Below are 14,658 nucleotides of genomic sequence, written 5' to 3'. Positions count from 1 at the left end.
AGTGCGCCCCTGCGTTCCCGGGGTGTGCCTGCATGGAGATTTTCATGACACCTACAGGCCGTTACGTCTGGCGCGATTTCGTGTCCGACGGTATCCCCTCGAGCGGGAAAAACAAAACCAGCAAAAGGGAAATCCGTGATTGGACCGATTCTCTAGAAAACAACGTCGCCACCAAAGCTCCACAAGAAGACCTTGCTGCTTTGGAAAAAACAGTTGCAGATAATTTCTTAGCGTTGTCCGCGCTGCAGTCGGGTGGCCGGGTAGGGTTCGACACAAAAGTAAACCTAGATCTAAATGCCAGCAGCTACCCTGTGCAGCAGATAGCCGAGGTGATCAGCGACCCCGCGCCTGCAAACAATGGCACATATCTTCGCTACGGTTCAGGTTGGGTAAAGCTGTCTAACTACACGCTCACAACAGTTGCCCTCGAAGTACTGGCGGCTCGTTCAGGATCAGCAACGGTCGGCGACAGACTTGCTAGCATAGTAGATTCTGTTCTGGCAGTGCAGAAGGCAACTGCCCCTGTCAGCGCCTATCGTCCGACCGAAACACAATTCAGGCCTCAAAGTGCACTGGTGCCGAAGCAGGCAAGCTTTTCCGTTGTGTTTCCGAAGGTGACGGCTGCCAGCTATGGCGGTGATATTCTCATTGACACGCAAACCATCACATTCGATGCGCCCACTTCCGCCGCGATGAGCGAAGCTAAAACGCTGAAATATGCGGGCCTCTATAATGGGGCGATCAACAATTCGAACTTCGCCACCGCTGAAAGGCTGCAGTATCAATACGTGACCGCAGTAACCGTCACCCGAAACTCCGATAGTGTGGTGCTCGTGAAAGGTGTCGATTGGGATATCAAACCCAACACCGGCTTGATCTACGGTCTTAAGAATATCGCTGATGTCGCTGTTACCGTTGCCTATACCGGGTGGAAGCACCGTTACGATATTCTCTATGGCCCCACGCCATTACCGTCTTCCGGCTACGGAATGGTCAAGGGAACAGATCGGATCGCCGACCCAGAGGAATACCTGCCGGTCACGCCTGCCGGGTTCTCCGAAATTTGGCGCGTCTACATCTACGTTAACCCAGATGGCTCTCCGCGTGCAGATATCATCCCCCGCTATCGCTACCGCAAGCGGGCTATGATCTCTCGTCCGGGCGAGTATGCCGATCTGACGCAATACAATCGTGCCAGCATCGCAAAATATCTTGGCCTGGTCCGTAAAGGCACCGCCGGCCCGATCATCGGCTATGGAACCTCCATCACCGCTCAAGGCGGCGGCATGGGCAGCAACCAAGTGCTGCCAAATGTGGATCGTGATGTCGTAAAAAGCGCCGCGGGCTATTTTCAGACTACGACCAAGCCCGAACTGACGGGGCGTATGCCTAACGATACCGCAGCGACTATTCCGCTCTTCGATGGCCCTCTAGGCACCGCCAAGCATCAGCACCTTGGCTGGAACTGGTATCTGAAGAAGGCGCTTGATGATGCGTATGGCGTCAACCTCACCTATCTCAACATGGGTGTCCCAGGCTCTCGGTCTGACAACCTTCAGACTAGCGGCATCATGGGAGGGCTTTACCCTGACAGACTGAACGCCATGCTTGCTCTCGCGAGCAACGCCTTGCTTGTCATTGAGTTTGGAACGAACGAAATCGGGCAGCCGTACACGTTTTCCAATTTGTCGGGCATCATTGGTTACTTCTATGCAAACGGTGGAGCCGCAGTCATCGTCGTACCTCCTCCACAGGTCGGATATCCGGGCGGCGCAGACGCGTTCTCACAATCATCCATCGGCGGCGAGGGCTGGCTGGGAACACATAAGCAGTGCGTCAATGCGGCGTTGTATACCGGCGCTGCTTATGTGGACATGATCCGACTTGATGGTCAGTACCCGGTTGTCATAGGTTTAGGTTCCCCGCCACTGTTGACAAACTACCCAACCGATCCCGCGATTGTCTCTGGCGCCAACCTTGATCTCTGGCACCACGGATGCAGCGGCCTGTCGTGGATGAACTTGGGCAGCATAAACCTGCTCAACCACCCAGGACGCGAACAACTTCGCCAGATTGGGTTGATGATGGGGGATATTATCGGAGCAGATGAGCGCCAGTTCAAAAGCCTGAATAGGGTTTAATGGCAATTATCCGGGAAGGAATTCTTCTTCCCGGATAGGCGTATTCCCATAGATACCTCGGTCGTCGAAGGTAAGGTGGCTGTACGCTTCTCGTGGGTTGGTTGGACCGTATGTGGCTTTCAATCCGTCGCCGGAAACGGCAAATCCAGCTCTCTGGTAGAAGTCTTTGCACACGGAATTGGCGCTCGTTAACTTGAAATCTGCCGTGAACTTCTTCGTGTGGAACATCCATCCTAAATTCTGCATAACATAATGGATGGCCCCTACTTCAATACCCATTCCGAGCACTCGACAGCTCATTGCGAACTGATCAAAGTTGCCATCTTTGATTAGCATGACGCCCACAAGTCCATAAGAAACAAACCTGTCATTGACTGAAAACGTTGCGATCAGCCCGCCGCCATCAAGATATTCCGAGATATCCTGAAAGGTCCAACGCTTTCCGGTCGTGTTGAACTGATTGGTTTTATTAAGAAGTTCTAAGCTTCTGTCGAACTGCGTATCGCTGGGGCTCCGAATAAAATCGAATGTGAGCACGCTATCCAAGCTCTGGAGAAAGTCCTCTCGGGAGAGGCTGGTCTTGGATTTTTCTCGATCAATCTGTCCAAGTATCGCAGTTGCACGATCCTCTGACTCTTTTGAGAGTTTGGCGACCTGCAACTCGGGTGACCACATAAGCAGCCTGCGGATGACGAAAGGATCAGATCCAATCGTTCGAATGCCTGGGAACGCGGCTTGTACAGACGCTCTCTCTACAGGATTGTCATCGACAAAGAGAACGCTCTTTGGGGTTAGACTCGCATCGCGCATGATGCTCTCGATATTTGCAGACTTAGGCTCCCAATTGATCCGTTGGATAGGGAAGTCATCCAAACTGATCCACGAAGTGTTGACTGCCTTCGACCAGCCATCAACAACATGCTGATGATCGTTCTTGGAGCAAATCGCTAGGATTATACCTCTGGATTTCAAGTGCTGTACGGCTTCCCAAACACCCAGTGGCCAGCCATCTGATGTCGGCCATTGAAGCCCGTTTTGGTAATGCTCTACGAGTTGACCGCGCCATAGGGTGTTATCCAAATCAAAGATCACCATCTTGACCTGGTCAATCTGGTTCACGGTGCGGAAGATGGCTTCGATCTGCCTAAGAACTGCATCGTAGAAGTCTCCCGCATTGCTCGGGTACGTTTCTCCTACGGATGGGACAACGTCCATTCTACCGGGCATAGGCGCAGTCCAATACGCTTCGTTTTCTTCCTTCTCCCAGGCAGGGTGGAAAACAGACCCGTGCGTAGAGAAGCCGATATTGTCATCAAGGAAAAAACGCTTTCCTACTGATGAAGCAATCATTTCGATATCGACCAGGTAGACGTTTCTCAGGTCCCGCACCCGGTGCGCGAGATAGGCGTTTAGTTCGCTAATGATGGTCGTGACATCATGGTGGGTGTTCTGATTGTAGATTGAAGATGACAAGTGTCTTTGCGGGACTACAAAATTCGTCACAAAGGTTAATAGGCCGTTCCTTGCATTGAATTTCAATGCGGCGTCCAACATGGCGTTGATACTATTGACGCCTTGCTGAAGAATAGCTTTCGCGAACTCTGCGTCTTTCAACCGACCGATATCAATGACAGCGTCGGACACAACGCTGCGAACTGGCATTTGTATAATCTGGAAATCATAGTCGCCCAGTTGCGATGGCGGCTCTGGGATGTCGGACGCACCGTTGAAAAGAATATGGTCTACCTGGGTGGATGGGTGCTTCCAGCGATAGTAGTCGCGAAGTATCTCCGACATACACGAGCCAATGATCAGAAATTTCCCGAACTTCGTGGGATTGATCTCTAGGTCTCTAGGGAAAAGAAAATCTGAAGTATCCATGCGAGTAACTCCGGGCGCAGTCTTGGCTACGGCAGCCCTACTACAACGAAACGCGGCAAGCTAGCCCTCTGGCTAGTCTCGAGATCATAAGCCCGCCACAATGCCTGCACCTCAGTACAGCGGCGCTCGATTTCGCGGTGATAGACTAGCATTCGCGATCGATGTCCACTTGTAAGCGGCGGGCATCAATTATAGCCTGCATCTTTAGGTGTGTTAGCGAGGACCGTGCATGACATTCACAGCCCACAATGTTCTTTTGAACGATGGTACCCAAACGATCCCTGAGCAACGCGTTCTCCTCGAAGAAACACCCAACTTTCAAGCAGCCGTGCGGTCACTTCGTAATGCCTTTGGGCCGAACCTGACCGGGCTTAGGGTAGTCGACCTAGGATGCCTAGAGGGTGGATACACAGCAGGTTTTGCCCGTCTGGGCATGATTGCAAAGGGTATTGAGGTTCGCCAGTCAAATCTGGATTGTTGCGAAATCGTGCGTCAAGGCGTCAACCTCCCTAATCTTTCCTTCAACAAGGACAACGTTCTTAACTTGGAATCATACGGAAGCTTTGATGCCGTATTCTGCTCCGGTCTTCTATACCATCTGGATAACCCAAGAGCATTCGTAGACATCATGTCTAGAGCATCGGCCAAGGTCATTATTCTGCACACACATTACGCGACACATGAGCCAAGCAGGCACCCAAAGCTCTCTGAGATGGATACGAACGAGGGCATGTCCGGACGCTGGTATAGTGAGCATGAGGAAACTGACGATGATGCAAAGGAGAAGTTGAAATGGGCGTCTTGGGATAATCACCGGTCTTTCTGGAACACGAAGGGCGGCTTATTCGATATGCTTCGATGCAACGGGTTTTCGCTCGTTTATGAGCAGATGGACTGGCTCAATGGAAAACTCGAGGAGTCTATGACCGAAGGGGGCCAGTATTATCGAAATCAGCGCACAATGATCGTTGGTGTCCGCATGTAGAGTCCATGTCGTATGTTTTCGAGAAGAACCCCGATGCTTTGAAGAAGCTGGGCGTGATCACAAGGCACTTAAGGAAGCTATTCTCTCAAAAATACCGGAAGTGGTGCAAACGCCTCCGATGTCGCCGAAGACGTCTGCTACCGTTCTGGCTTAGGTCGTAAATACCGTAGGGACAGTGTTTTTCCAGATACCGAAACCCTGAGGCGAGGCTGATGACGGTGTTTCCAAGCGGGTGAAGAGCTCCCCAAATCGTTTGGAGTTGAGGAAATAAAGCGCGCGATTTTCACCTTCAATCGCGAACTCAGGGTAGTCTTTCAAGCTGATGCGGTCCAGAGAATCGTCTGGGGCCTTAAATGTAGCGAGGAAAGGACGACCGAAGTCGCCAAGGTCTGTTCGGTGAGGCTCCAGTAGAAGCTGGCCAGGGATCTCGTAGCCATTGTGGAGCATGAGAAATTTATTGGTCGCAGGAATGCGCAAATCGTACCATCCGGTCACAACAAACTCGACCACATCGCCAGTCGTGAATGCGGTCACCTTGTCGACATGCGAGCGCTCGAGCTCTTTCCTGAACCAGACGCCAGATGATCTGAGAGAGCACGTCACCGGGCTAACAGTTTTAGGCACAAGGGTGCCATGAGTGAGGGAAACGTTGAAAGAGGGCCGGCCGGTGTCCTGTAGCCAGTCTAGAACCCCCTGTTTGATCGACTCGGGTAGCCATCCTTCTACGTATGCCGCCTCCGCGTTTGTCTCAGATATCATTGCGCATATGCGCTCAACTGCGAGCTTGGTCATAGAGAGGGCATCTACCGTTCTCCAGAAGAAGTCGACATTCGCCTCTCCTACAGAGATGAGGCTGAATGGGGTTTGGTTCATCAGTCTGTGTGCCAACTGGTCAAGGGAAAGGTAGGCTACCTCAGCTCTGAACAAGTTGCTGATGTAAGTCTTGCCTGAGTTCGGCATATCGAAGTTGTACAGGATCACGCTTTTGGTCTTGCGGATGTGGAAAACCCACCGGGGAAAAGCGTCGCCGCCTTGAGCAACGGACGGGAATGCCTGGAAAATGTAATATCCGCGCTCCTTGAGGGTGTTTCTCAGGGAATCCATTGTGAAGTAAAGTCGCTCGATGCCATCATATCGTACCTGTCGAACGTAAATGCCTTCAGCCTTGTCGGGATCACCAATGCCGCATTCTAGGAGGAGGGTACCATCCTCCGTCAATGCACGCAAAGCAAGGTCGAGTGAATTCACCTGATCTGCCGAATAGTGGATAGCAGAGGCAAACAGAATCACATCGAACTTCTCGTCATTCGCCGGAAGGAAATCGTCCCAGCTCTGAAGATGAAATTCAGCACCCGGGAAATGGCCGCGAGCGTCCCGAATAAATTCTTCTCCCGTATCGACGCCCACCGCTTTTACCGCACCGCCGGCCAGCGAGGCGCCACAGAAGAAGCCTTCGTTGCACCCAAGATCAAGAAACTTCTTGCCCTCGATTTCGGGCATTCTAAGAGCAGCCAGCTTGCCTGCTGAATCTGAATCTGCACTGGTCGTTATTGACTGATAAGGCAAAATATTTCTCCCCTAGATAGAAAGAATATATCAAACAGCACTAATCGAGAAGCGCAAGAGCCATGTCACGTTCCTGACATATTGTTCGAGTGCCAGATACACCGCGTCGCTGCCTTTAGCTTCCAAATCTAATCCTAACATCACCAGAAAACATCTTCAAAGTTACCATCAACGACCCGCGGGGAATGGCGGGAGCGAACAATGCTGCGCGGGTGATCGAGAGGCTAGCAACGACAGCGTTCACTTATCCAGCATTTGCTTATGAGGTGACGACAAAGAAGCGCATTGCGCGGTTCTTGGCGCACATCTCAACGAGAAAGGCGACTTCAAGGCTCTGGTGGACATCCAAGTACCAGCAGCGTTTGTGAAATTTCGCCTCAGGCTAAATTACTAATTTCGAGGACCTCTAAATGCTTGTGCAAAATTGGCGGCAGGTGCTGAAACGCGCCTGGTCTGTCCGCCTCATGATCGCTGCCGCCGTCTTGTCAGGTCTGGAAGTCGCGCTTCCGCTGATCGATGGCTTTATCGAAATCCCCCCTGGCGTCTTCGCTGCACTCTCTGGCCTAACGGTTGCTGGAGCCTTCACAGCGCGCCTTCTTGTACAGAAAGGACTTCCCGATGCCGATAAACAAGATCGCGCCGACGAAGCGCAGTAAGGCGGCGATCGCCACTGTGCTGGCGGGGATCGCTGCTGGCGGCTACGCCACTTACGATCGTTACGTCACCTACGGCAAGATGGATCCCGCCGTCATCCTGTCCGTCGAAAAAGCAATCATCCCGTGGGAGGGGCTGGTCCTCAAATCTCACTGGGATCCCTTCGCCAAGATCTGGGACATTTGCTACGGCGAAACCAAGGGTATCGGCCCCGGCATGACAAAGACGAGGGCGGAGTGCAAGGATATGCTGCTTCGCCGCGTTCATAATGACTACTACAAGGTCATCATCCAGTGCTCTCCGAACCTTGCTAAATCTCCCATCAGTGTTCGCGCCTCGATGATCTCAGGATCTTACAATTTCGGCGTCGGTGCCTGGTGCAGATCCACGGCGAAAGCCCGGATCGAAGCGGGGCAGTGGCGGGCGGCCTGCGAAGCACAGACAGCGTTCAATCGCGCCGGAGGGCAGATCGTGCGCGGCCTGGTCAACCGACGAGAGATGGGGGACGCGCAGCGGATCGGTGAAGCCGAACTGTGTGTGAGCGGCCTATGAGCTTCCTCCTCACAACGAAGACGGGGCGGGTGATTTCCGCCGGCATCCTTCTTCTTACCGCTCTCCTCCTCGCTTTTGTCGGCTTCCGGATCTGGCTGGCCTCGCACGACGACGCGCTGCTGAGTGGTTATGTGCTGCTTTCAGAAAAGACAGCCGCTGAAGCGAAGGTCACCGAGCTTGAGCGACAGCGCAATGCCGCCGCCCAGGCTGTCGAAGAATATCGGAAGCGCGCCATGGCCGACGCGCTGACGCAACAGAAGCTTGAAGCTCAACTCGAACAGGCGATCAAAGATGACAATCAGAATATTGATGATGGCGATTACCGCTGGAGCGATGCTGATCGTCTCTGGCTGTGCCGGCAAAGAGGCGCGGCTGATTGCGGCCGCTAACACGCGAGGCAAGGCAGCGGCCGGCGTGAACCTGCCGGATCTTCCGAAAGAGTGCCGGCAGAAGATGGCGCGTGTGGTCCCTAAGTATGGCGCGGAGAAGCCTCGCAACACGCAGCTCCGGTGGGAGATCTCTGCAGATGCCGTCGATCGGAGGACGGATCGCTGCGCCGGTTTCTATGATGGCGTGCAAACGCGCTATGGCCGGCAGGAGACCGAGTGATGCGACAGGGCTATCAAGGGCCGGGGATGTGGGTGCGTATCCAGCACCGCTTCGGCCCACGCATGATGGAATGGTGGATGGCCATGCATATGGGATTGTTTGGCCTGGTGCTCCTCCTTCCATCGCAGACATTCAACCAGCCGGCATTTATCGGCTTCAGCGAAACCGTGCCTTCCGAGGATTTCCTCGGGTGGATCATGTTCGGGGTTGGTTGCCTGCGCATCATTGGCCTGGCCATCAACGGGGCCAGAAAAAACGTCACGCCGCAAATCCGTGTGTTCTCGGCTAGCGCCGGGTGCCTGATCTGGTCCGGCATCACTTACGCCTTCTGGTCATCCGATGTCATGAGTACGTGGATTTCCGTTTACCCTCTCTTCGCCCTGGGCGAGTTGACGAATATCCACCGCGCAGCGCATGACCAAGGGGAAGCACGGAATGGAAAAACTGGTTGAGCTACCATCCACCGCGCTCGTTGCTCTCGGCGTGACACTGGCGATCATAATCGCGGTTCGATATCTCGGCATAACGGCCGGGGCCAGTGCCTCGCCTGCAAACAGCCAGGGTGCTGCCCAGGTCGCGGCTGTCATTGTTGATCCGACCGCCCTCAATAATGCGACAAAAGCCGTAGAGGCGCATACCGAGGCTATGTTGGAATTCATCGACGTCGCAAAGGATGTCAATCGGTCACTCACGCACGTGGGGATCGAACTTGACCGGATCCGCGAGGAATTGCGCATCCAGCGCGAAGTTTCGCGGCGGCCGGTGAACTGAGTATAAGGCACAACCAAAGCCGCGCGGAGAGATCCGCGCGGCTTTTTTTGTTTTGGCGCGCCATTAAGTCTTTCACCAGGCGTAGCATGACCGGCCCGCGATGAGGCTGGTTGACTTCTCTCCGGGCTTGCGATTGATCATTGCTCCGATGATCGCAGAAGCAAACCATGCAATCGCGCCGCTGACAATCGAGTGGGGTACGTTCGAGACCCTATCGACGGTAGCTGGTTTGGCGCGCTGTCTACTCGACCACTGGCCGCCAGATTGCGCTGCCGATGCCTATGTAACAGCCCTTATGGTGTGTGACGCTGTCTTGACCGGAAGTGATGAAGATACGGCGGAGGACGCCAGAGCTGCGTTTGTAGATTCGGCGCATGAAGCGGGGCTATCAGTTTGCCCTGACGACGACTTTATCTAGCTTGGCTGCGTGGGGCAGGCTGCGAAGGCGCCTTGTAGGGATAGTGCTCCCAGCACCACCATTGCACCGGCTCTGCCTTGCTGCGAGCAAAGCCAAAACCGCCCCACTTTTTGCAATCAGGTAAGCAACAATAGTGGTTCACGTGCACGCCGTCGCTGGCTTTGTTGGTGTCGCTCATAGCAACGAGCCCTGCGCCATTGGCTCCTCGATGGGTAAAAGTAGGAGCTTGTCGGCTGGCAAGGGTCGCTGGAGCTCTTTCGCTTCGTCCCATGGTGCGCTCATCCAGACATCGACTTCTTCCTTCGTCGTGAGCAGGACTGGCATGGCCTTCGGGTGGATGGGTTTTACTACTGCGTTCGGCTCAGTCGTCAGGAAGGCAAAGAGCTCGTGCTGGCCTTCGCGCGGGTTCTTCATTGATCCCCTGGTGCCGCTCCACTCTGTCCAGACGCCGGCGAAGAAGGCGAGGGGCTCTGTCTCGTCAATGGCAAACCAACGTTTGGTTTTGCGGGGCTTGGTATCCTCCCATTCGCAAAAGCGTGTCCAAGGCACGATGCACCTATTTTCCACCTTAAGCCACCGGCGCCAGTGCGGCGAGGTGACGTTGCGAATGTTCGTGACGCCTGTGTCCGGCTTGTCGCCGAGGATGTTGGGTGGCGTCGGCATGCCCCATGTCAACTCCATCAGCTCGCGGGCACCATCCTTGTTGCGCACGACCGGGGCAGGTCGATCGGGATAGATCTCGATATCAGGCTGGAGGTTGAGCCGCTCATTCATCATGCCGGCAATGTCGCGCATGGCTTCCTGATTGGTGCGGACTTGGTAGAGATTACACATTCGTCACCTCGGAAGTTTGGCCAGGGTCAATTCGACATCGCCCTTGCGATTGCACTTTTTGCAGCGAAGAAGCTTCTTCAGGTCATCTAAGGTCATTCCCGGCTTTGTAACCTTGCTGACGCGCCAACGTTCCAAATTGGAGACGTGTCCGCAATAACGGCATTTGCCGACCACGATCTCCCAGCTACAAAGATATTCCAGGCGCGGTGAGGCTGGCTTTTCAAATTTGATCTTCCTTGTCTCATGACCTTGATAAAATCTAAGCCTGCACCTGTCGTGATATCCTTCGATATTTTTACCGCATTGAATGATGTCCTTGGCAATCCGGCCAGGCAGGCTAAATAATTCTAAGTCCTCATACATGCCAAGAAGCCCGTCGTAGTCCAGGCGTTTGAGCAATTCGCACTCAAGGCACATCACGTAGATTAAATCTTCCTTGAGCGACGAGAGCCTTGGAAATTCCTCAGACGGCATCTCGCCCCTCGCTCGGAGCCCACCCCCTCGTATATCCTTTGCCCATAGCAGCGACGGCTAAGCGTAACTGGTGTTGTAGGTGCTCAATCTCTTCGTGCATCGCCACGACCGCAGCCTTTGCGTTGCCGTCGTGGCAGAGCAGGATGTCATCAGCCACATCGATGTTGGTGGTCTCCGGGCGCACGTTCTCAATCTCCATTTTTCAGAGCCTCGATACCGAATAGTTGGTGGGAACACCCGCACCGTTGCTTAGTGATGTTCTATTTATGTTCCGGTGAATAAAAGAGTCAAGCCGCGTCGGTGCTGGAGATGATATTCTCACACGGACACGATGATTGAGACACTGACTGATTAATTGCTAGCAGATACTGCGCTTCGTTAAAGGCCATCAACGGCGGCGTGGCGCGTCCAGGAGATGGCGACCAAACATCCCACCAAAACTCCCACCAATAAAGTATCGGCGAGGTATACGTTGCTGAATTTAATGGGAAAATCGCATTGGGGCTACATTTCCCCCAGGCAAGGATGCAGTAATAGTTGGGAAAGGCGCGGTGGATGGCAAGAATCTGCATCGAGTTGAGTTTTCCCGTGAAGATTGAGTTCGCGGAAAGTAAAAGTCGAATACTGGAAATGCATTTTTGTTTTATGCGCGGCTATTGACGGACTATATCCAATTGGACACTGATGGTGCTTAGAGGCTTTTAAGGGAGATCATTATGACTGAGAAAGACAGAGACAACGTCCAGAGCGCGAATGATGGATGGTCTGATAAATCCACTCACGTGAACAAGCAGCAGCCGGAATTATTGGAGAAGGCCGCAGGAGGAAAAATTCAGTACATGGCAAAGCCTGATGTGGCGTCCGCACCTACGCCGCCGACGGCCCCAGCAACAGCCGCTACTGACAACGCCAAGAAAGACTAAGCTTGAACGATCCCGCGCTTATAGTCGCAGTTTTCAGTCTAGTCGTTTCCTTTGTCAGCGCCGCATTGGGTGCTTACACTGCGATTAAGACGATCGCGGAGAGCAACAAGGCGCGGGACATGGCTACGCTCGAAGCGATACGTGCGTCGGTTAGAGAAACCTCAATTGACCTCTTCCAAACAATACGTGACGACAACACCAATGCAATCGAGCACGATTTTTATGCGAGTCAGTTTTTGGACACCCTAGAATATGCCTCTCACATTTATTTGGAGAGGATGCTTACCAAAGCTCCGCAAAAATTCATTGGTGAATGGTTGGAAACGGAGATAAACGACCTTGTGAATATTGACTGGATTTTGGCCAGCGTTGTTCCAAAAAAATTGAATGATGGTAACTACAGCAACATACGAGCTGTAGCAAAACGCCTGAAAATCGATCTTTTCAAGAAAAATGTTTAATCCGCTCTCTTGCCGGCAGAGCATATCGGGTTGGTGATGCACGGTGCCCTACATAAGTCCCCGCTACAATCCGACTAAGTTTACAACACTTGAGAACATTATCGGATTTCGTGCCGGTTTGAGCGTGTTTCACAATTAAAACATTGATCTATAGCCGATAGATCAAGCTTCCCGAGCTGTTGCATCCAAGATGCAAACCTTTTTCGCGCTTCTGCGGGTTTTGACCGGCTTCCTCTAAACTTACTCAAACGCCCGGTGACTACACTCGTGTTTTTATTGTGTGCAGATTGACCTGTTATGCACGTTCCGGTCAATTTGTGACTATCAATTGGGAAGAGGTTGACATTTTGGAAAGTAGAAACACAACAAGTTCGGATTTGGCAAAAGTATTTAGGAACAATGCGCCTCGCATAAACTCCGAATACGAGCGCGCGGGGGTCAACGCACGTCAGGTTAAATCCAACTTCTTAGCAGCTGCTATCGATGGTCGCTGCCACACGTTATTACAAGACGGCGTGCCTATGGCCGCAATCATGTGGGACCCAGTGGAAGAGTTGATCATAACGTCTTTCGCAGCGAAGGAAGAGTTCTTTACGAGCCAAACCGTTCGATTCTGTTGGAAGCATATCCGCGAGTTACAACGAGAAAACGGCGGCGTTCCTGTTCATGCCTATAGCTACTCAACTCACTCAAGGGTCGCTAGGTGGTTCGAAGCGCTCGGCTTTGAGCTGGTAAACAGTGATGAAAACAGCACCCTCTACCAATTGCCGGCAGTAGGTGTGTAATGTGCATCGATTAAGACCCTTATCGCTACACGCAGTGCTTCGCGGTTGAAAATATTCGACGTGCAAATAACGGCGTGCTTTAATATGAGATTGTGGGTAATCCTACAAAACTCTGTTTTTGCCACATCTTCTTCGGCATCCATATTGTCTTGCTATAGCTCAGTTTCAATTCCGGGAATCAAAAAATGAAATACAGTTACGACTTCCAGTTTCTTGCTAAGGGTTCGGCTCGTCCAAGTGACGAAGGTGCGGTTGTTCCGGTTGAGACGGATGAAAAAGGATTTTTGCTTGCCCCTTTGGTAGGAGACTACGTGCAAATTCTTAAAGGTATTGGGAACGAAGACCACGCCGTATTCGATGGTCGCGTGAAGAGTCGTTTGTTTACATACGTCGGAACTACAAACTGCATCGTGAACATAGTTGTCGAGGAAGTAGATACATCTGTCTGGCCAACGCTAATAAAAGAATAATTGGAGCAGCCTTTCATGAAACTTGACGACTTTCTCAACATCGTCGCCACGAGCAGTTCGTATGACTGGACCAAAATAGAACGGCCAGTTTTTCTTCAGAGCCTGTCGCAAATCAGTGGCAACGGCCAACCAGTACCATGGCTAGAGGTTGATGAGCATCATACTCTCCTCAGCTACAAGAATGATCTTCGCATTTCGATTGCGACCGGGCTCAAACACCGCGCTAGCTTCTCCGAACTGTGGGCAAACGGAAACCCGGATCCCCACGCTTCTTCCGACTGGGTTGACTTCCTGTACAATGGTCGGCCAGTCCTGCGTGAGTTGATAGTCTGGGTAGACGGTGGTCGCTCAGGGCTCCCCGTACCTCGTCCCAGTTCGAATAAAATCCCTGATAGGCAGTACCAGATATGGCGATTGATCAACGATCTCACTGCCGGTGGAGATTTTGATCGATACTTTAAGAGCGCTGGGTTCGAAATTCTCAGTGAGCTTTGGCCGCGATAGAGTTGCGGCCGCGTGTGTTTTAAGCTCAAGGCATTGAACTATGGGTGATAGATCAAGCTTCCCGAGCTGTTGTTCCTTGATGCAGACCTTTTTCGCGCATCTTCTGGTTTCCGGTAGAGATAGCTTGAATCCCCATGTGCCACATTGCGCGACACAGGAAGTGCCACTGACCAATATGAAGTGTCTGGAAATCCGTTGTTTTGTGGGTGGTTTCGTGAGCGTTCAAGTCCCGCCGTCTGCACCGTTTAAGCGATCAGTGATCTAGGACATAATACGCGAATAATATCCTCGATGCTCTAATTCGTGGAGATAAAAGCGTTAGAGATAGAAACCAATGTCTGATGTGGAATGCAACGTTACCTTTGGTAGCCACGGCATGGAAAGGCCACCTGCCATTTTTTTGCAAAGCCGACTCAGTTACCTCTTAGAGCCATGTACAGCTTTTGTCGGTTTGAGCCTCTGGGCTTTAATCCAATCAAGGTTGGTCTCTTTGCGTGAGGAAAAGTTTCCGAACTTTTGATCACGCCTGCATCGCGGAGACCTTTCAACGTTTCCAATGTAGCCTTGATTGTTTCAAATTCTTTTGCCGCATTTGGGTTAGCGCGAATGATTTCATTCAGATCGACCATG

Annotated in this window: 19 protein-coding genes; 13 read left to right on the top strand and 6 right to left on the bottom strand. The window is 52.4% G+C overall.

Going from position 1 to position 14,658, the window contains the following annotated elements; genetic code table 11:
• Positions 1–32 precede the first annotated feature (32 nt).
• On the top strand, positions 33–2,141 hold the full coding sequence (locus tag RQI55_RS22265; protein WP_311273546.1) for an SGNH/GDSL hydrolase family protein: 2,109 nt from the start codon (positions 33–35) through the stop codon (positions 2,139–2,141).
• Positions 2,142–2,147: 6 nt separating this feature from the next.
• Here the strand turns inward: RQI55_RS22265 and RQI55_RS22260 are convergent, their stop codons facing one another.
• Entirely contained in the window at positions 2,148–4,022 is a 1,875-nt protein-coding gene (locus RQI55_RS22260) for an HAD-IIIC family phosphatase (protein ID WP_311273547.1), read from the bottom strand.
• Positions 4,023–4,251: 229 nt separating this feature from the next.
• On the opposite strand from RQI55_RS22260, the gene RQI55_RS22255 reads away from it, so the two are divergent.
• Positions 4,252–5,007 carry a methyltransferase domain-containing protein gene (locus tag RQI55_RS22255; RefSeq protein WP_311273548.1) on the top strand — a complete coding sequence of 252 codons (756 nt, stop codon included), beginning with the start codon at positions 4,252–4,254 and terminating at the stop codon, positions 5,005–5,007.
• A 150-nt stretch (positions 5,008–5,157) separates the two neighbouring features.
• Here RQI55_RS22255 and RQI55_RS22250 read toward each other — a convergent pair whose 3' ends face one another.
• Positions 5,158–6,573 (bottom strand): methyltransferase domain-containing protein, encoded by a 1,416-nt coding sequence (locus tag RQI55_RS22250; protein WP_311273549.1) that lies wholly within the window; start codon positions 6,571–6,573, stop codon positions 5,158–5,160.
• Between the two features lie 410 nt (positions 6,574–6,983).
• Between RQI55_RS22250 and RQI55_RS22245 the strand changes: the two genes are divergently transcribed.
• The 6 genes from RQI55_RS22245 (at position 6,984) to RQI55_RS22220 (ending at position 9,577) form a co-directional block, all read left to right on the top strand.
• Entirely contained in the window at positions 6,984–7,229 is a 246-nt protein-coding gene (locus RQI55_RS22245) for a hypothetical protein (RefSeq protein ID WP_311273550.1), read from the top strand.
• Positions 7,192–7,779 carry a lysozyme gene (locus RQI55_RS22240; RefSeq protein WP_311273551.1) on the top strand — a complete coding sequence of 196 codons (588 nt, stop codon included), beginning with the start codon at positions 7,192–7,194 and terminating at the stop codon, positions 7,777–7,779. Before RQI55_RS22245 ends, RQI55_RS22240 begins: the two co-directional genes overlap by 38 nt.
• Positions 7,776–8,168, top strand: a complete 393-nt coding sequence (locus RQI55_RS22235) for a hypothetical protein (RefSeq protein ID WP_311273552.1) — start codon at positions 7,776–7,778, stop codon at positions 8,166–8,168. The genes RQI55_RS22240 and RQI55_RS22235 overlap by 4 nt, the downstream gene beginning before the upstream one ends.
• A 219-nt stretch (positions 8,169–8,387) precedes the next feature.
• Complete coding sequence (locus RQI55_RS22230; protein WP_311273553.1) at positions 8,388–8,840, top strand: hypothetical protein; 453 nt, start codon at positions 8,388–8,390, stop codon at positions 8,838–8,840.
• Positions 8,824–9,159 carry a hypothetical protein gene (locus RQI55_RS22225; protein ID WP_311273554.1) on the top strand — a complete coding sequence of 112 codons (336 nt, stop codon included), beginning with the start codon at positions 8,824–8,826 and terminating at the stop codon, positions 9,157–9,159. The genes RQI55_RS22230 and RQI55_RS22225 overlap by 17 nt, the downstream gene beginning before the upstream one ends.
• Before the next feature lie 100 nt (positions 9,160–9,259).
• Positions 9,260–9,577, top strand: coding sequence for a DUF982 domain-containing protein (locus tag RQI55_RS22220; protein ID WP_311276931.1), 318 nt, complete (start codon positions 9,260–9,262; stop codon positions 9,575–9,577).
• A 174-nt stretch (positions 9,578–9,751) separates the two neighbouring features.
• On the opposite strand, the gene RQI55_RS22215 is transcribed toward RQI55_RS22220, so the two are convergent.
• The 3 genes from RQI55_RS22215 to RQI55_RS22205 are packed head-to-tail and all read right to left on the bottom strand — an operon-like array spanning position 9,752 to position 11,084.
• Complete coding sequence (locus RQI55_RS22215) at positions 9,752–10,411, bottom strand: SOS response-associated peptidase (RefSeq protein ID WP_311273555.1); 660 nt, start codon at positions 10,409–10,411, stop codon at positions 9,752–9,754.
• 3 nt (positions 10,412–10,414) lie between these two features.
• Complete coding sequence (locus tag RQI55_RS22210) at positions 10,415–10,885, bottom strand: hypothetical protein (protein WP_311273556.1); 471 nt, start codon at positions 10,883–10,885, stop codon at positions 10,415–10,417.
• On the bottom strand, positions 10,875–11,084 hold the full coding sequence (locus tag RQI55_RS22205; RefSeq protein WP_311273557.1) for a hypothetical protein: 210 nt from the start codon (positions 11,082–11,084) through the stop codon (positions 10,875–10,877). Before RQI55_RS22205 ends, RQI55_RS22210 begins: the two co-directional genes overlap by 11 nt.
• Before the next feature lie 517 nt (positions 11,085–11,601).
• Between RQI55_RS22205 and RQI55_RS22200 the strand changes: the two genes are divergently transcribed.
• From RQI55_RS22200 to RQI55_RS22180, 5 genes are all read left to right on the top strand, one after another.
• Positions 11,602–11,808, top strand: coding sequence for a hypothetical protein (locus RQI55_RS22200; RefSeq protein WP_311273558.1), 207 nt, complete (start codon positions 11,602–11,604; stop codon positions 11,806–11,808).
• A 2-nt stretch (positions 11,809–11,810) separates the two neighbouring features.
• Entirely contained in the window at positions 11,811–12,269 is a 459-nt protein-coding gene (locus RQI55_RS22195) for a hypothetical protein (protein WP_311273559.1), read from the top strand.
• Between the two features lie 377 nt (positions 12,270–12,646).
• Complete coding sequence (locus tag RQI55_RS22190) at positions 12,647–13,054, top strand: hypothetical protein (protein ID WP_311273560.1); 408 nt, start codon at positions 12,647–12,649, stop codon at positions 13,052–13,054.
• A 185-nt stretch (positions 13,055–13,239) separates the two neighbouring features.
• Positions 13,240–13,524, top strand: a complete 285-nt coding sequence (locus RQI55_RS22185; protein WP_311273561.1) for a hypothetical protein — start codon at positions 13,240–13,242, stop codon at positions 13,522–13,524.
• Between the two features lie 15 nt (positions 13,525–13,539).
• Entirely contained in the window at positions 13,540–14,028 is a 489-nt protein-coding gene (locus RQI55_RS22180) for a hypothetical protein (protein WP_311273562.1), read from the top strand.
• 413 nt (positions 14,029–14,441) lie between these two features.
• Here the strand turns inward: RQI55_RS22180 and RQI55_RS22175 are convergent, their stop codons facing one another.
• Positions 14,442–14,657: a hypothetical protein gene (locus tag RQI55_RS22175; protein ID WP_311273563.1), complete on the bottom strand. Its 216-nt coding sequence runs from the start codon at positions 14,655–14,657 to the stop codon at positions 14,442–14,444.
• Position 14,658: the final 1 nt, after the last annotated feature.

The sequence above is a fragment of the Rhizobium sp. WCS2018Hpa-16 genome, from assembly GCF_031843705.1.
GTDB lineage: Bacteria > Pseudomonadota > Alphaproteobacteria > Rhizobiales > Rhizobiaceae > Agrobacterium > Agrobacterium tumefaciens_C.
The sequence above is the reverse complement of the archived record's forward strand: the minus strand, read 5'-3'. Positions and strand labels throughout refer to the sequence as shown.